15 protein-coding genes are annotated in these 16519 nt (G+C 70.6%); 6 read left to right on the top strand and 9 right to left on the bottom strand.

The annotated features are described in order from the left end of the window. Positions 1 to 2 precede the first annotated feature (2 nt). Together LCN96_RS42500 and LCN96_RS42495 are read right to left on the bottom strand one after the other, a co-directional pair. Positions 3 to 1493, bottom strand: coding sequence for a hypothetical protein (locus LCN96_RS42500; protein WP_225268068.1), 1491 nt, complete (start codon positions 1491 to 1493; stop codon positions 3 to 5). A 177-nt stretch (positions 1494 to 1670) separates the two neighbouring features. Next, complete coding sequence (locus LCN96_RS42495) at positions 1671 to 1895, bottom strand: hypothetical protein (RefSeq protein WP_148441341.1); 225 nt, start codon at positions 1893 to 1895, stop codon at positions 1671 to 1673. Positions 1896 to 2049: 154 nt separating this feature from the next. On the opposite strand from LCN96_RS42495, the gene LCN96_RS42490 reads away from it, so the two are divergent. From LCN96_RS42490 to LCN96_RS42480, 3 genes are all read left to right on the top strand, one after another. Continuing rightward, the gene (locus LCN96_RS42490) at positions 2050 to 2628 is read left to right on the top strand and encodes an HhH-GPD-type base excision DNA repair protein (protein ID WP_225268067.1); all 579 of its coding nucleotides are present in this window, start codon (positions 2050 to 2052) and stop codon (positions 2626 to 2628) included. A 257-nt stretch (positions 2629 to 2885) separates the two neighbouring features. Continuing rightward, positions 2886 to 4979, top strand: coding sequence for a SpoIIE family protein phosphatase (locus LCN96_RS42485; RefSeq protein ID WP_225268066.1), 2094 nt, complete (start codon positions 2886 to 2888; stop codon positions 4977 to 4979). A 242-nt stretch (positions 4980 to 5221) separates the two neighbouring features. Beyond that, the gene (locus LCN96_RS42480; RefSeq protein WP_225276176.1) at positions 5222 to 6874 is read left to right on the top strand and encodes an RNA polymerase sigma factor; all 1653 of its coding nucleotides are present in this window, start codon (positions 5222 to 5224) and stop codon (positions 6872 to 6874) included. A gap of 106 nt (positions 6875 to 6980) precedes the next feature. On the opposite strand, the gene LCN96_RS42475 is transcribed toward LCN96_RS42480, so the two are convergent. Then, a complete protein-coding gene (locus LCN96_RS42475; RefSeq protein ID WP_225268065.1) occupies positions 6981 to 7727 on the bottom strand; it encodes a YaaA family protein in 747 nt (248 codons plus the stop codon). 78 nt (positions 7728 to 7805) lie between these two features. Between LCN96_RS42475 and LCN96_RS42470 the strand changes: the two genes are divergently transcribed. Beyond that, positions 7806 to 8510 (top strand): GNAT family N-acetyltransferase, encoded by a 705-nt coding sequence (locus tag LCN96_RS42470; RefSeq protein WP_225268064.1) that lies wholly within the window; start codon positions 7806 to 7808, stop codon positions 8508 to 8510. A 526-nt stretch (positions 8511 to 9036) separates the two neighbouring features. Here the strand turns inward: LCN96_RS42470 and LCN96_RS42465 are convergent. After that, complete coding sequence (locus LCN96_RS42465; protein ID WP_080046306.1) at positions 9037 to 9267, bottom strand: DUF7455 domain-containing protein; 231 nt, start codon at positions 9265 to 9267, stop codon at positions 9037 to 9039. A gap of 247 nt (positions 9268 to 9514) precedes the next feature. On the opposite strand from LCN96_RS42465, the gene LCN96_RS42460 reads away from it, so the two are divergent. Next, the gene (locus LCN96_RS42460; RefSeq protein WP_225268063.1) at positions 9515 to 11581 is read left to right on the top strand and encodes a DNA gyrase/topoisomerase IV subunit B; all 2067 of its coding nucleotides are present in this window, start codon (positions 9515 to 9517) and stop codon (positions 11579 to 11581) included. A 488-nt stretch (positions 11582 to 12069) separates the two neighbouring features. On the opposite strand, the gene LCN96_RS42455 is transcribed toward LCN96_RS42460, so the two are convergent. Next, positions 12070 to 12564, bottom strand: a complete 495-nt coding sequence (locus LCN96_RS42455) for a beta-class carbonic anhydrase (protein WP_225268062.1) — start codon at positions 12562 to 12564, stop codon at positions 12070 to 12072. 138 nt (positions 12565 to 12702) lie between these two features. Between LCN96_RS42455 and LCN96_RS42450 the strand changes: the two genes are divergently transcribed. After that, complete coding sequence (locus LCN96_RS42450) at positions 12703 to 13020, top strand: hypothetical protein (protein ID WP_225268061.1); 318 nt, start codon at positions 12703 to 12705, stop codon at positions 13018 to 13020. A 24-nt stretch (positions 13021 to 13044) separates the two neighbouring features. Here the strand turns inward: LCN96_RS42450 and LCN96_RS42445 are convergent, their stop codons facing one another. From LCN96_RS42445 to LCN96_RS42430, 4 genes are all read right to left on the bottom strand, one after another. Next, complete coding sequence (locus LCN96_RS42445; protein ID WP_225268060.1) at positions 13045 to 13848, bottom strand: SAM-dependent methyltransferase; 804 nt, start codon at positions 13846 to 13848, stop codon at positions 13045 to 13047. A gap of 75 nt (positions 13849 to 13923) precedes the next feature. Further along, a complete protein-coding gene (locus LCN96_RS42440) occupies positions 13924 to 14853 on the bottom strand; it encodes an ABC transporter permease (RefSeq protein WP_225268059.1) in 930 nt (309 codons plus the stop codon). After that, positions 14850 to 15854: a sugar ABC transporter substrate-binding protein gene (locus tag LCN96_RS42435; RefSeq protein ID WP_225268058.1), complete on the bottom strand. Its 1005-nt coding sequence runs from the start codon at positions 15852 to 15854 to the stop codon at positions 14850 to 14852. Before LCN96_RS42435 ends, LCN96_RS42440 begins: the two co-directional genes overlap by 4 nt. An 85-nt stretch (positions 15855 to 15939) precedes the next feature. Then, complete coding sequence (locus LCN96_RS42430) at positions 15940 to 16503, bottom strand: thioredoxin family protein (RefSeq protein ID WP_225268057.1); 564 nt, start codon at positions 16501 to 16503, stop codon at positions 15940 to 15942. Between the last annotated feature and the right edge of the window lie 16 nt (positions 16504 to 16519).

Genomic DNA, 16519 nt, shown 5'->3' with positions numbered 1-16519 from the left:
GCTCAGAACTCGTCCGGGATGTCGGCGATGTCGTCGAGGGCCGCGGCCAGCTCCTCCGGGTCGCCGCCGATCCGCTCGGCGATCTCGATCAGTACGTGCAGCACGTCGTGGCGGTCGTGCCCCAGGTCGAGCAGGCGCTGCGCCGCCTCCCAGAGCTGCGGCGGATCGCCGTCCCACAGTCTCGTCGCGATCTCCTCGTGCCAGGCCAGGTGCTCCTGGTCGATCGCGCCGCCGTGGTCGATCTCGAGTAACGTACGCCGGTCCGCCTGGTCGGCGGGGTCGAGCTTGTCGAGCTCGATGCCGTTGTGCGTGCCCTGCAGATAGGGGAACGCGAAGGCCCGCCTGGCCAGCGCCGACAGGTCGCCGTCGGGCAGCAGCCGCTCCAGCAGCGGCCGGTCGAGGCCGAACGACGTCGGATCGCGGTAGGCCTCGGGGAACTTGCCCGTCGCCTCCCACACCGCGTCGAGCGTGGCCTTCAGCCCCTGCTCGGGCAGCCCCGTGCGGTGCGCGGCGAAGCGCACCCACGCCGACAGCACGTGCGGCATCGCCTCCTGCTCCGCCACGCTCAGCATCACCTTGCGCGGCAGCCAGTCGAGCAGGAACGTCTCGCACTTGGTCGGGCTCACCCGCAGCGGCCGGTTGAAGTCCTGCTCGCAGCCGTAGTCGATGATGTGGTCGGCGCAGCGCGAGGCGGCCGACGGGTCGGACAGGTGCTCGGCCGCGTCGGAGGCCAGGAACTCCGCCGCCAGCATGGCCCGCCGCTCCCTGCTGTACGGGGCCTCGATGTGCAGCGGCGCCGGCCGCTTGCGCCCGGGCGGCAGCGCCTTGAGCCTGGCGCGGGCGAAGGCGTGGTAGGCGCTGTAGCTGTCGCTCACCGGCGGCGGCGTCTTGGGCTCCCTGGTGGCCTTCATCGCCGACTCCAGCAGCGCCCTGGCCTGCTCGGGCTGGATCTCCTCGAACAGCAGCAGCGGGTTGCCCGCCGCCTCGGCCCTGGCCTGCTCCAGCAGCGTGTCGACCTGGGAGGACACCCAGGCGTCGCGGGCCATGCCGCTCATGTTGTGGTCGACCACCATGACCAGCGCGTGGCGGTCGATCGGCTGGTCGCTGTCGTTCCAGCGGTAGGCGAAGGTGCAGATGACGGTGTCCTGGTCGCCGTACGCGTCGCGCGAGACGTAGCAGCCGGCCGGCTTGACCGCGCCCACCCGGTCGGCCCAGCCCGGCCTGGCCACGCCCGACTCCATCATCGCCAGCGCCGCGCCCTCGGCCTTGGCGCCCTGCCGCGCCGTGCCGAGATAGGCCAGGCAGATCAGCAACGTCAGCGAGGCCGGGGTGCCGGCCTTGGCCGCGTAGTCGACCAGCCCCTCACCTAGCACCTGCTCGACGTCGCCGCCCCTGACCCGCCTGCCCCACCAGGCTCCGATCATGTCGGAGACCATCAGCTCCGCGTCGAGAGGGGTGCGTACGGCCAGCAGCTCGCGAGCCGCCTGCACCATCTCCTTGAACACGTCGTCTGGCGGGGTGCTCTCCCGGGGATCTCGTCGGTGTCGGCGCACACCCTCACTCTCTCGTATTCCAGGCGCGAACGGTGCGGAGAACACGGCCCGGTGACCCCGATGTTATCGGGGAGGCCGTTTCCGGCGGGCACGCCGGCCCGGTTCCCCTCGGCCGTGCTAGCGCAGGCCCCGGGGAGGCGGAGCGGAGTTCACGATCGCGAGCAGGTGCTCGCGGGCGATGCGCTCCACGATCTCGGGCGTGGCGGAGATGCCCAGATGCTGTGCACACGCGCACACGTCGGCCACGCAGCGGTCGATCGTGTCCACGGGTACGGTCAGGAACTCTTCGGCCAGCCTGAGACTGACCGGCTCCCGCAGGAACCGTGTGGCCAGAGCGAGCATAGGAATGAGATTCCTCTGGGAGCCCAGGGGCAAACCCCCAGGAATGTCTGCAGGGCGACTTGCGCTCTCATTTCACCTTTTCTCGGGCCCGTGTCAAGGCTCCGCGGCGTCTGTGTTCACTTCACCCGCCGAGCTTTCGTGCGAAGCTGTCTCCATGCGCATCCAGCTCGCCCAGCGGAGCGAGGCAGACGAGCTCCTCGGCCGCAGCCCGCTCGCCCTGCTCGTCGGCATGCTGCTCGACCAGCAGATCCCCATGGAGTGGGCGTTCACGGGGCCGTACACGATCTCCCAGCGGCTCGGGCACGACCTGACCGCCGAGGAGATCGCCTCCTACGACCCCGAGGCGTTCGTGGCCCTGCTGGCGGAGAAGCCGGCCGTGCACCGCTATCCCAAGTCCATGGCGGCCCGGGTGCAGCAGCTCGCGGCCTATCTCGTCGAGCACTACGACGGGCAGCCGGAGAAGATCTGGGCCGACGCCGCCGACGGCAAAGAGTTGCTGAAACGACTCATGGCCCTGCCGGGATACGGCAAGCAGAAGGCCCAGATCTTTTTGGCATTGCTGGGCAAGCAGTTGGGGGTCCAGCCTTCAGGCTGGCGTGAGGCAGCCGGACTCTATGGCGAGGAGGGGTCACACCGATCGGTCGCCGACGTGGTCGACGCCGACAGCCTGACCCGCGTGCGGGCCACCAAGCAGGAGGCCAAGCGGGCGGCGAAGGGCCAGGAGGGGCAGTAGCCTGACGGGCATCCGCCACGGCGATCCGGCCCCGGCGATCTGACGCTGTAACCTGATCTTGCTGCGCAATGTGGAGCGACTTTGACAGGATGCGTAGACCCTAGAGGCGACCGGGCCGCGGCGGGGGCTTCCGTCCGTACATGCCCATCGTCGATGATGTACTGCAGGATCCGGTCGCCCGGAGCTGCGCTACGCCGATACACAGTTATGGAGATGTGCCGCGTGGGAGACCCTGGCACGCGACGGAGGTGCGGACCATGAGCGCCGAGACCTCCGTTCCCCGTCCCCGGGAGTCGGATGTGGACATCTCAGACTCCGCCCTCTTCAAGGGCATGTTGTCGGAGGCAGAGTTCGCCTTCGCGTTCTTCGACGCCGACAGCCGCATCCAGCGGGTCAACGACGTGTTCTGCGATGTCGTCAACGTGCCCGCGGAGCGCATGGCGGGCCGGCAGCCCGTCGAGGTGCTGGCCGCCGACCTGAGCCAGATCATCACCCACGCCGTGCAGGCCGTCATCGAGACCGACGCCCCGGTGACCGAGGGCCGCGTGCGGGTGCGGTCCGCGGAGGGCGACACCCGGCACTGGTCGCTGTCGTTCTCGCCGGTCCACGACGACGCGGGCGAGCTGCGCGCGATCGCGCTGGTCGGCCTCGACGTGACCGAGAGCCGCCAGACCGAGGAGGCGCTGCGCCGCAGCGAGGAGCGCTACCGCTCGCTGGTCGAGGCGCAGTCCCAGCTCGTCTGGATCACCTCGCCCACCGGCGCGGTGGTCGAGGACGCGCCGCAGTGGCGCGCCATCACCGGCCAGGGCCTGGAGGAGTACCTCGCCAACGGCTGGCTGGAGGTCGTGCACCCCGAGGAGCGCCAGCAGACCGAGGAGGCGTGGCGCGAGGCCCTGCGCGGGCGCACCATGTTCGAGTGGAACTACCGCGTGCGCACCCGCGCCAGCGGTTACCGCCACTTCGAGGTGCGGGCCGTGCCGATCATCCGCCACGGCAGGGTGGTCGAGTGGGTCGGCGCCAACACCGACGTCACCCCGCAGCGCGAGGCCGAGGAGATGCGCGGCAGGCTGACCGACCAGCTCGGCGCCGCCGCCCTGCGCACCGCCCGGCTGCAGGGCGCCACCGCCATGCTCGCGGAGGCGCTCACGGTCGAGCAGGTCGTGCAGGTCATCATCGACGTGGGCCGCACGGCCCTGGCCGCCGACCGCTCGGCGGTCGCGCTGCTCGACACCGACCGCGCCGCGCTGAAGCTGATCAACGGCGAGGGCATCCTGGAGGCCTCCGGGGCGACGGGCGACGAGATCCCGCTGTCCCACTCCAACGTGATGACCATGGCCGTCAACAGCCGCCGGCCCGTGTTCGCCGAGTCGCCCGAGTCGCTGAAGGCCCAGCTCCTGGAGGCGGGCGGCGACGAGGAGGTGCTGGCCGGGTTCCTGGCGCACGGCGACGAGCGGGCCTGGGTGGGCCTGCCGCTGCTGGCCGCGGGCCGCGCCCTGGGAGCGCTCCGATTCTCCTTCACCCGGCCACAGAAGATCTCCCAGGAGGACGGCGTCTTCCTGGAGGCGCTGGCCGGTCAGTGCGCGCTGGCCGTGGAGCGGGCCACGCTCTTCGAGCGTGAGCACCGCACCGCCGAGACGCTGCAGCGCAGCCTGCTGCCCGACCGCCTGCCGGTGGTCAAGGGCCTGGTGCTGGCCCAGCGCTTCCGCTCGGGCAGCCGCCACGTGCAGGTCGGCGGCGACTGGTACGACGCGTTCGTGCTGCAGGACGGGCGCGTGGCGGCCGTGGTCGGCGACGTCATGGGCAAGGGCGTCAAGGCGGCGGCCGGGATGGGCCACATCCGCAACGCCATGCGCGCGCTGGCGCTGACCAACCCGCCGCCCGCTGCCGTGCTCACCGGTCTCGACCGGGTCTTCGAGGCCACGGAGGAGGAAGAGCAGGTCACCACGCTGGCGTACATGGTGGTCGAGCCCGTCACCGGCGAGGGCACGCTGGCCCTGGCCGGTCACCCGCCACCCGTGCTGGTCTCGCCGCAGGGCACGGCGATCCTGTGCGACGCCGAGCCGGGCACTCCGCTAGGCTGGCCGACCAGCCGACGGCAGTTCCGGTTCGTGGTGCCGCCCGGCCATACCGCCGTGCTCTACTCCGACGGTCTCGTCGAGAACAGGAAGCGGGGGCTGGACGCCGGGCTCGCAGAGCTTTGCAGTGTTGTGACCGAAGCGCCGCCTGAGGTGGTGAGTAGTCCTCACATGCTGCTGGACTTCCTGGTTGACCGGATGTTGTCTGGATATGAACAGGATGATGACGTTACCGCGCTCGCAATTCACGTCCCACCAGCCACGAAGAGTGACTGAATGAAACAGTCATAACGGTTGCTTTCGGGTATCAGTGCCCCGCTTACGTACGCACTACTGTCTCGGTCGGCCTAGGGTGGAGGTCAACCGCCGGGAGGTGGCCGTATGGAGTGCGGGGTCGTGCCACAATGCTGTGCAGGTCCGTCGCGGTCCGCACGGCCTCACCGATCTCCGAGAGAGGCAACAGCCCCCCAGCGGGCATCTGGGTCCATTGTCGCCACGCGTTCGTTCGAGAGGTGTTCGTGTCGCCTGCAAGTTCGACTCGCTCGAAGCCACAAGAGCTGAACGAGCCCGTCATTCAGCGACTGCTCGAGCGTGGGCGCTCGCAGGGTTTCCTCGAGTCTGAGGATGTCCGTCAGGCCTTCGAGGAGGCGGACATCCCCATGTCGCACGCCGCCGCGTTCTTGCGGAACCTCAGCAAAGAGGGCGTGACCGTGGTGGTGACCGCCGCGGATTCGGCTGCGCCGAAGAAGTCTCGTGGTCCAGCAAAGCGCCGCACCGCCGCCCCCGTCAAGACCAAGACGGCGGCGGCCGCCAAAGAGCAGCAGCCCGAGACCGTGACCGCGGTCGTGGGCACCGCTGAAGCCGAGCCGGCCGCCAAGAAGGCGGCCCCTGCCAAGAAGGCCGCCCCGGCGGCGAAGAAGGCCGCGGCACCCGCCGCCGCCAAGAAGGCCGAGCAGAAGAACGCTGGGCCTGCCGAGACCAAGCCGAAGGCGCCCGAGGCCCCGCGGGGCGAGACGGACGACGACGAGGACATCGAGCTCGACGGCGACGTGGAGCTGGAGGACCTCGAGGACATCGACGTCGACGAGATCGTCGCGGAAGACGACGCCGACTCCGAGGGCGACTCCGACGACGACGACTCCGACGAGGAGCCCAAGGCCGCCGACGTCGCCGCCGTGCAGAAGACCGAGGAAGAGGTCCTCATCCTCTCCGACGACGACGATGACGCTCCGGTGGCCCAGGTGGCCGCCGCCGGCGCCACCGCCGACCCGGTGAAGGACTACCTCAAGCAGATCGGCAAGGTCCCCCTGCTCAACGCCGAGCAGGAGGTCGAGCTGGCCAAGCGCATCGAGGCGGGCCTGTTCGCCGAGGAGCAGCTGGGCGGCGGCGAGACCGACGGGCTGCCGGTCGACGTCAAGGCCGAGCTGGAGTGGATCGCCGAGGACGGCCGCCGCGCCAAGAACCACCTGCTGGAGGCCAACCTCCGGCTCGTGGTCTCGCTGGCCAAGCGCTACACCGGCCGCGGCATGCTCTTCCTCGACCTGATCCAGGAAGGCAACCTCGGCCTGATCAGGGCCGTGGAGAAGTTCGACTACACCAAGGGCTACAAGTTCTCCACCTACGCCACGTGGTGGATCCGGCAGGCGATCACGCGTGCCATGGCCGACCAGGCGCGGACCATCCGCATCCCGGTCCACATGGTCGAAGTGATCAACAAGCTGGCCCGAGTCCAGCGGCAGATGCTGCAGGACCTCGGCCGCGAGCCCACGCCGGAAGAGCTGGCCCGCGAGCTGGACATGACGCCCGAGAAGGTCGTCGAGGTCCAGAAGTACGGCCGCGAGCCCATCTCCCTGCACACCCCGCTGGGTGAGGAGGGCGACAGCGAGTTCGGTGACCTCATCGAGGACTCCGAGGCCATCGTGCCGGCCGACGCCGTCAGCTTCACGCTGCTGCAGGAGCAGCTGCACTCCGTTCTCGACACGCTGTCGGAACGCGAGGCGGGCGTCGTGTCGATGCGGTTCGGCCTCACCGACGGTCAGCCGAAGACGCTGGACGAGATCGGCAAGGTTTACGGGGTCACCCGTGAGCGCATCCGCCAGATCGAGTCGAAGACCATGTCCAAGCTGCGCCACCCGTCCCGGTCCCAGGTCCTGCGCGACTACCTGGACTGAGACGGCACGCGTCATCGCTCGATCCACGCGCCCCGCCGGGAGTTTCCGGCGGGGCGCGTGGCGTTTTCCGGGCCTGGGCTCCCGCTCGCGGGGCCCGGGACGCCGGTCAGGTGGGGTCGGTGACGTGCACGTCCAGCACCCAGGGGCGGTTGGGGCGGGCAGGCTCGGCGAGCTCCACGGTGTAGCCGAGGGCGTCGAGGGCCTTGACCAGCTCGTCCGGGCTCGCCGGGGCCACCTCCTGGCGCAGCAGCGCGCGGGCGATCTCCCCCCGGGTGGCCTTGGCCATGTGGCTGACGACCTTGCCGTCGCGGAAGACCCTCACTGTCACCGAGCGCGAGCCGGGCTGCCAGGCCCCCGCGTACGTGGCCGAGCGCAGATCCACCACCAGCCCGGGAATCCGGTCCAGCTCCTTGGTCACCTTGGGCCGCCAGAACGCCGCCAGCCCGCCGAGCTGCGGCAGATTCACGCCCATCGAGAGCCGGTACGGCGGGATCCGGTCTGTGATCTTCACCACACCCCACAGCCCGGAGAAGATCAGCAACGACTCCTCGGCCCGCCTCCTGGACTCCTCGTCGAGGCTCTCCAGGCCGAGATTGTCGTAGAGCACGCCGGTGTAGAGCGCGGCGGCGGGCAGGGTGGGCGCGCTCTTCAGTGCCGCGTTCTTGTCCAGCTCGCCCGCCAGCCCCGGCGTCAGCCCGAGCACGTCGAGGGCGTCGCGGCGCTTGGAGGCGCGGATGAGCGCGTTCAGCACCCGCGTGCGGTGCTTGTCGAGGGCCGGGAACGACAGCTCGCCCACGGGCGGCCCGCTGCCCTGCGAGGACTTGCCTTCGGACGGCGGCAACAGAATCAACACAGCCCCATACCCTATTGGCCCAGGCCAGCGCCCTACCCCCTGGACCCTGCCGGGCACCGGGGCGGTTAGGGTGCCGGGATGGATTTCGACCGTCTTGTGCATGAGGCCTGGCCCGCCTACGAGCAGCACGCCCATGACGGATGGGTGCTCCGCCACGCCGGCGGCGTCACCAAGCGCGCCAACTCCGTGCTCGCCACGAGCCTGCCCGCCGACCTGGACGGCGCGATCCGCGCGGCGGAGGCGTTCTACGCCGCCCGCGGGCAGCGCTGCGTCTTCTCGATCGGCCCCGGCACCCCGCCCGCGCTGGACGAGGAGCTGGAGCGCCGGGGTTATGCGCTGGCCGACCCCACCCTGCTCATGACCGGCGAACCCGTCGGTGAGGCGGGGCGGCCGGGGGTGCGCGTCGATGACCGGCCGTGGCCGGGGTGGCTGGCGGCCTGGTGGGCGGTGGACGGCCGCTACGGCAGCGGGCTGGAGGAGGCTGAGCGCATCTGCGCCGGGGTGCCTGCCTGGTATGCGGCGTACGAGGAGGACGGGGTGGTGCTGGCCGTCGGGCGGGGCGTGCCGCAGGGCGACACGCTCGGGATCTACTGCATGGCGACGCTGCCCGGGGCGCGGCGTCGGGGGCTGGCGCGGGTGGTGCTGCGGGCCCTGGTGGCGCGGGCGGGGGATGGGGCCGGGTCCGCGTACCTGGTGGTGACGGCTGCGAACGCGGGGGCTCAGGCGCTGTATCGGGGGGAGGGGTTCGAGGTCGCGGGGCGGTATCACTATCGGGTGCGGTAACCCGGCAAGGCCCACGCTCGACCGCTGGCCACGCCCGGCCGCACGCCACGCCCGGCCGCACGCCACGCCCGGCCGCACGCCACGCCCGGCCGCACGCCACGCCCGGCCGCACGCCACGCCCGGCCGCACGCCACGCCCGGCCGCACGCCACGCCCGGCCGCACGCCACGCCCGGCCGCACGCCACGCCCGGCCGCACGCCGCGCGGGGCCGTTCGCCACGCCCGGGCGTCCGCCGGATGCGGCCGTACGCTGCGCCCCGGTTGTGTGTCAGGCGCGGCTTTTGTCGTGCAGGCGACACGCCAGGCCGCGCCGACATTCCCGCACGTGACCACGGCACGCCGAGTGCCGCAGCGCGAGCGGGAGCCGGCCAGGGAGCGCCGGCTCAACCGGCCACCACGTGCCGGATCAGCCAGTAGCGGGATGCCGGATCAACCGGCCCTGGAGTGCAGAACGGCGACCCCGGGGTGCCCCAGGGTCGCCGTACTGGTCATGCAATATGTGGTTATCTCATAACGACCAGCGCGGATCAGCGCTCGTCGTTGGGGGCAATGGTTGGGGTTTCGCTGAGTCGAGCCGACTCGTCCAGGATGTCGGCGCCCTTTTCACGCAACGCTGCGATGTGCTGACGCCCATGGTGGGCGCAGAACAGCAGCTCCCCACCCACAGGCAGGGTCGCGCGAATGTAGGCCTGGGCACCGCAGCGGTCGCAGCGGTCGAGGGCCGTCAGCGGCTTAACGGGGGCGAGAGCTCCAGTCACGTATCGCCTTTCGGGTCACCCCCGCCGAAGCGAGGATCTGGCGTCAGTCACTTGGAACAACATCTAACCGGACCTGGACGTTCCCAACCGCCCCCTCTCTACGCCCAGAGCGGAATGTGTCCCAAAGTAATGACGATCAGCCGGTTGGTAACGGCAAACGTGACGCCATGGCAAGCTTGTACGCGCGCGTAGGGGAAGAACGGTAGGCTACGCACACGTGTTCGATGCCTAGACCAGGGGAGCTGGAGTGACGCTTGTGGAGGCGGGTTACACGGCTCGTCACCTCTCGGTGCTTGAGGGCCTGGAGGCCGTGCGGAAACGCCCGGGCATGTACATCGGGTCCACCGACAGTCGCGGGCTCATGCACTGCCTCTGGGAGATCGTGGACAACGGCGTCGACGAGGCGCTGGCAGGGCACTGCGACCGGATCGAGGTGGAGCTCTACGCCGACGGGTCGATCGAGGTCCGCGACAACGGCCGGGGCATCCCGGTGGACATCGAGCCGAAGACCGGCCTGGCCGGCGTCGAGCTCGTCTACACCAAGCTGCACGCGGGCGGCAAGTTCGGCGGCGGCTCCTACGGCGCCTCCGGCGGTCTGCACGGCGTGGGCGCTTCGGTGGTCAACGCCCTGTCCTCGCGCGTGGACGTGGAGGTGGACCGCGACGGGCTCGTGCACGAGATCAGCTTTCGCCGTGGCGTGCCCGGCGTCTTCGACGGCGAGGGCCCGACGGCCAAGTTCAAGAAGAAGTCCGGCCTGCGCACCGGCGCCAAGACCCCGAGGAATCCCACGGGCACCCGGGTGCGCTTCTGGGCCGACAAGCAGATCTTCCTGCCCGACGCCGAGGTCTCGGTCGACGAGATCCACGTGCGCCTGCGGCAGACCGCTTTCCTGGTTCCCGGCCTGACCCTGGCCCTGGTCGACAGCAGGCACGAGGAGCGCATCGAGGAGGAGTTCCGCTTCGAGGGCGGCATCTCCGAGTTCGCCGAGTTCCTGGCCCGCGACGAGGCCGTCTGCGACGTGCTGCGCCTGCAGGGCGTGGGCCACTTCCACGAGACCGTGCCGGTCCTCGACGACCAGGGCCACATGACGCCCACCGAGGTGCAGCGCGAGCTGAGCGTGGACGTGGCGATCCGCTGGGGCAAGGGCTACGAGTCCACCGTGCGCTCGTTCGTCAACGTGATCGCCACGCCCAAGGGCGGCACGCACCTGACCGGGTTCGAGCGCGGCCTCGTGCGTACGATCAACGAGCTGCTGCGCGAGACCCGCCTGCTGAAGAACGGCGACGACCCCGTCACCAAGGACGACATCTCCGAGGGCCTGACCGGCGTGGTCACGGTCAGGGTGCCGGAGCCGCAGTTCGAGGGGCAGACCAAGGAGGTGCTCGGCACCTCCGCGGCCACCCGCATCGTCTCGCACGTGGTCTCGCGCGAGCTGAAGGAGCTGTTCACCAACCCGCCGCGCGGCTACAAGCAGCCGCTGCGGGCGGTGCTGGAGAAGATCGTGGCCGCCGCCAAGGCCCGCATCGCGGCCCGCGAGCACCGCGACAACCAGCGCCGCAAGAGCGCCCTGGAGAGCTCGGCGCTCCCGGCCAAGCTGGTCGACTGCCGCAGCGACGACCTCGACCGCAGCGAGCTGTTCATCGTCGAGGGTGACTCCGCCCTCGGCACCGCCAAGCTGGCCCGCGACTCCGAGTTCCAGGCGCTGCTGCCGATCCGGGGCAAGATCCTCAACGTCCAGAAGGCGTCCGTGAGCGACATGCTCAAGAACGCCGAGTGCGCCGCCATCATCCAGGTGGTCGGCGCCGGCTCCGGGCGCTCGTTCGACCTCGACGCCGCCCGCTACGGCAAGGTCATCCTCATGGCCGACGCCGACGTCGACGGCGCCCACATCCGCTGCCTGCTGCTGACCCTGTTCCACCGCTACATGCGGCCGATGGTGGAGGCCGGGCGCGTGTTCGCCGCCGTGCCGCCGCTGCACCGCATCGAGCTGACCAACCCGGGGCGGGGCAAGGACAAGTACATCTACTGCTACTCCGACGCCGAGCTGCAGAAGGTGCTGCGCGACCTGGAGCGGCGCGGCAAGCGGTGGAAGGACCCGGTGCAGCGTTACAAGGGTCTGGGTGAGATGGACGCCGACCAGCTCGCGGAGACCACGATGGATCCGCGCCACCGGATTCTGCGCCGGGTGCGCATCGAGGATGCCGAGGGGGCTGAGGGGATCTTCAACCTGCTGATGGGGAGTGAGGTCGCGCCTCGACGGGAGTTCATCGTGAGCAGCGCGGCTGAGGTGGATCGCGACCACATCGACGCCTGACCCTGGGGAGTCTCCGAGATCGCGTGATCGGGGGAATCCCCGAGATTGCGTGATCAGGGCCGGCCGAGGCTCATGCCTGCGGCCGGCTCCTCCGTTCCGGGTTCCGGGCCGACGCCTTGGTGCCCTAGCACCGCGGCCTGCGAGCGCCACGGCCCGCGAGCGTTATGGCCTCCCAGCGTTACGGCACGCCAGCGCCGCAGTGTCACAGCGGCGTTCTGGGGTCTCTGCGGGCCTGTAGAGGCTCCTGAGCTTCTCCTGCCCCTCCGTGCCTGTCCGGGCCCCTGCCCCGTGCTGGGCCCTTCTGGCGCGCGCTACGGCCCGCAGGAGCGCCGGCCGCCGACCACGGCAGGAAGCGCTGGCCTCCGTCGATGCGTGGAGCGCTGGGCGCCGTCCACGGAGTGGGGTGCCGCCCACCGTCCACGGCATGACGCGCCGACCGCCGTCCGCAGCGCGAAGCGGTCGCCAGTACGGCTCGGGGCCAAGGCGGCTCAGTGATCCGACGGGCTCAGCTTCCCCGTGTGCACGTCGTAGATCGCCCCCGTCACCGGCATCCCCGTAGGCAGGAACGGAAACGTCCTGATCCGGGTCAGATCATGCTTGAGCGCCTCATTCTGATCAGGAACCGTGTGGAACTCCAGGCTCCGCGTGTCCACCCCGCGCTCCTTCGCCAGCGCATGCACGTCCGCGTCCGTGACCTTGGCCATCCCGCAGTCCGTATGCGGCATGACCAGAATCCGATCCACCCCCAGCAGGACGACGGCCAGCACCAGCGTCCGCAGCACGTCGTCCGTCACGCGGGCGCCGGCGTTGCGCAGGATCTTGGCGTCGCCGGGCTTCAATCCGAGGAGCCCCAGCGGGTCGATCCGGGAGTCCATGCAGGTCACAACGGCGAGACCGCGCGCGGCCCGGCCCGTGAGGCCGGAGTTGCCGAACGTCTCGGCGAACTTCTCGTTGGCGGCATACAGGTCGTCGAACGCACTCATGCCACAAATAATCCCTCATGCCTCAGATCTCGTGAGGGCGGGGTGGCGACAGGCCGGAGTTGGCAAACCTCCCACGAAACGCGTTCACCGTGGGTGATGATGTCGTAGCCGTACGTACGTACTCCAAGAAGGTTTGTCGTGAGTAGGTCAGAATCGCTCGCCGTGTATCTCCGCGCCCAGGCCCGGCGCCGTCTTGACCGGGTGGAGACCAGGGACGACGGCCGCAACGCCAGGTGTGCCCTGGCTCTGCTCGACGCCGCCGCCTATGCGGGCAGCCTCCCCGAGGACGACCCGCTGATCCTCATGCTGGACCAGGCGGGCTGTTTCGGGCCGCTGGGCTGCGAGGGGTTCGATCCGGGGGAGGCGGGCACCAAGCTGATCCGGCACTGGGAGGGCGGTGAGCCGCACGAGTTGCTGATCGCGCTGCCCGCCGCCATCGCCGCCGCCGCGACCTGAAGCCGTGCCGGGCGGCGGGGGGTGTCAGGGTTTGAGCCCGACGCCGACGTACCACCACTCGCCGCCCGCCAGCCCGCGCTCCCAGGCCTCGTCCGGCCGCCACGCGTCCACGTGTGTCACGCCCGGCTCCAGCACCTCGAAGCCCTCGAACAGGCGGGTGACCGCCTCGTGGCCGCGGTGGATGAGGGGCGCGTCGGCCTCGTCATACACCTCGCGCGCCGCCTTGCCCACCTCGGGATGGGCGTCGTCGGTGAGGTGGGAGACGATGAGCGCGCTGCCGGGCGCCATCCGCTCGCGGAAGGCGGCCACCACCCCCCACGGGTCCTCCGCGTCGGTCAGGCAATGCAGCACGCCGAGGAAGACCACGCCCACCGGCCGGCTGAAGTCGATCAGCTTCGTGGTCTCCGGCGCGTCCAGGATCGAGGCGGGCTCGCGGACGTCGGCGTGCACGATCGTGATGTTCGCATCGGCGCCGGCCAGCAGGGCGCGGGCGTGCACGATCACCACGGGGTCGTAGTCGACGTAGACGACGTGCGCGTCCGGGTGCACCTCGCGGGCCACCTCGTGCACGTTGTCCTGGTTGGGCAGGCCGGTGCCGAGGTCGATGAACTGGTCGATGCCGAGGCTCGCCACCTGCCGGACGGCCCTGCCCAGGAACCGCCGGTTGGCCAGGCAGATCTCCCGGCTGGGCCCCAGCGCCATGATCTTCTCGGCGGCCTCGCGGTCGGCCGCGAAGTTGTCCTTGCCGCCGAGATAGTAGTCGTACATGCGCGCGGCGTTGGGGACGCGGGGATTGATGCCCTTCGGTACGCGCGGGGGGTTGGTCATCTGGGCCCTTCGGGATCCGCGGAACGAATGGAACAGATCGTAACGCCGTCGTGACAAGTTTGTGGATCTTTCCTGTCAAACGCGGCGGATCCTGAGCCGGTGATCAAGGCTCACGGCCCCCAGGATCAGCAGCCCCTCGACGATCGGCCGGTAGGTGGTGTCCCAGCCCAGCAGGTTGAAGCCGTTGCCGATGAGCGTCAGGATCAGCACGCCCACCAGCCCCCGCCAGACCGCGCCCCGCCCGCCGAGGATGCTCGTCCCGCCGATCACGACCGCCGCGATGGCCGTCAGCTCCAGCAGCGTCCCCATGTCCGACTGGGCCGAGCCGCCCCGCGCGGCCAGCACCAGCCCGGCCAGGGCCGCGCAGGTGCCGCTGATCGCGAAGACCCCCACGCGGACCGCGCGCACCCCGATGCCCGACAGCCGGGCCGCCTCGGAGTTGCCGCCGACCGCGTACACCCGGCGGCCGAACGTGGTGCGCGACAGCAGCACCGAGCCGGCCACGGCCGCCGCGACCAGCAGCAGCGAGGCGGCGGTGACGCCGCCCAGCACGGTCGGCCAGCTCAGCGACTGGAAGGAGGCGAGCTGAGCCGGGCCGGGGTAGACGATCGCGCCGCCGGTGATGACCAGCGCCAGGCCCCGGTGCACCAGGCCGAGCGCGAGCGTGACGATGAACGAGTGCACCCCCGACCACACCACGACCAGGCCGTTCACCGTGCCGAGCAGCGCCCCCGCCGCCACGGCCGCCGCGTAGCCCGCCGGGACGCCGGCGTGCCGGGTGACGACGACCGCGACGATGGCGCTGACGGCGAGCACCGCGCCGGCCGACAGGTCGAACACGCCGCAGATCACGCACAGCGTCATGCCGCACGCCAGCAGCCCCACCACCACGGTCTGGTCGAGCAGGTTGACCAGGTTCCCCGGGGTCAGGAACGTGTCCGTGGCCAGCGAGAGCAGCAGGACCAGGGCCGCGACCCCGGCGAGGATGCCGTGGTCGCGGGTCATTCGTCGTATTCGCCGCGCACCTGGGCCAGCGCGTCCCTGGTGCCCATGCTGGTGGCGGGCGCGACGTCCGTCATCACGTTCGTGGCGGGCACGCTTTTGCCGAGCGCCTTGGCCAGGCCCAGCTCGGCGGCCTTGGCGCCGAGGGTCTTGACCGGCAGGTAGTACGCGCCGAACCAGCGGCCCTGCTGGACCGCCTCCACGGTCTGGCGGGAGGCGCCGTTGGCGACGTACAGGATGTCCTTGCCCCGGGCCACGGCCTCGGCGCCGAGCAGGGCCTGCGAGGAGCCGACGACCACGTCGATGCCGGGCTCCTTCTGCAGGATGTCCTGCATCGCCTTGCGCCCGCTCTCCTGCGTGTAGCCGCCCTCGGCCTGGGCCTTGACCCGGACCTCTGGGGCGGCCTCCAGCACGCCGACGGCCGCCCGGGTGCGGGCGTTGTCCAGGGGCAGCGCCTTCAAGCCTTCCAGGTAGGCGACCTCGCAGGGGTCCAGCTTCCTGCTCCGGCAGGCCTGGACGGCCAGCTCGCCGAGGCCCTCGCCGTTGCGCGTGGGCACGTCGATCAGCGTGATCGTGCCGTCCACCTGCGGCTCCGCGGTGTCGTACCGGGTGCCGACAGGGGTGAACTGCACGACGACGGTGATCCCCGCTTGCACCGCCGCCCGGATCGCCGGCACCACGGCCGCCCCGTCGTTGGCCTGCACCACGAACACGTCGAACCGTTTGGCCGTCACCGCGTCCTGGAGCTGCTGGACCTGGGCCTGGGCGTCGAAGTTCGGGTCGAGGAACTCGGCCGTGGCGCCGTGGGCCCTGGCGTGCTCCTCGACCCCGGCGAACGTGGCCGCGGAGAAGGAGTTGGCCTTGGCGAAGCCGAAGAAGCCGATCCGCTCGGCCCCGCCGCCGGCGGGGGTGGTGGCGGCGGGCTGCGTACCGGGATCGACGCAGCCGGCCGCGAGCAGGGCGACCAGTGTCAGGGTGGGTAAGGCGGCCCGTGGTGCGACCATCGCGCTCTCCATTCGCGTCGTCGGTGACTCGCCCGGGACTGCTGGCGATCATAGGACGACGCGGCGGCCGGAGACTCGCGATCAGTCAGACGGGCTCGTTGCCCGGCTTCCACTTGATGCCGCAGCCGAGCGACGGGTGCTGCTCCTCCGGCACCGGCCGGCCGTCCAGCAGGGCGTCGATGGCCGGCCGCAGCGACGAGCCGGTCACGGGCACGTCGTTGCCCGGCCGCGAGCCGTCGAACTCGCCCCGGTAGGCGAGCTGGAACTGCGCGTCGTACAGGAAGAAGTCGGGGGTGCAGGCGGCGCGATAGGCCTTGGCCACCTCCTGGGTGTCGTCCAGCAGGTACGGGAAGGCGAACCCGGCCCGCGCGGCCTGCTCCGCCAGGTGTGTCGGGTCGTCATCCGGGTAGTTCACGCTGTCGTTGCTGCAGATGGCGACGATCGACAACCTCGCGCCGTAGTCCCTCGCCAGGGCGCCGAGACCGGATTCGATGTGCCGCACGTACGGGCAGTGGTTCGAGAGGAAGACGATGAGAGTGGCGGGAGAGCCCTTGAGGTCTTCCAGCGAGACGCTGCCGCCGTTGATGGCGGTCAGGTCGAACGAGGGCGCGGGAGTGCCGAGCGGAACCATGAACGAGTTGGCAGCCATGGCATCCATTGTCGCG

This window comes from Nonomuraea gerenzanensis (assembly GCF_020215645.1).
Taxonomy (GTDB): Bacteria; Actinomycetota; Actinomycetes; order Streptosporangiales; family Streptosporangiaceae; genus Nonomuraea; species Nonomuraea gerenzanensis.
This window is presented reverse-complemented; position numbering and strand designations above follow the sequence as displayed.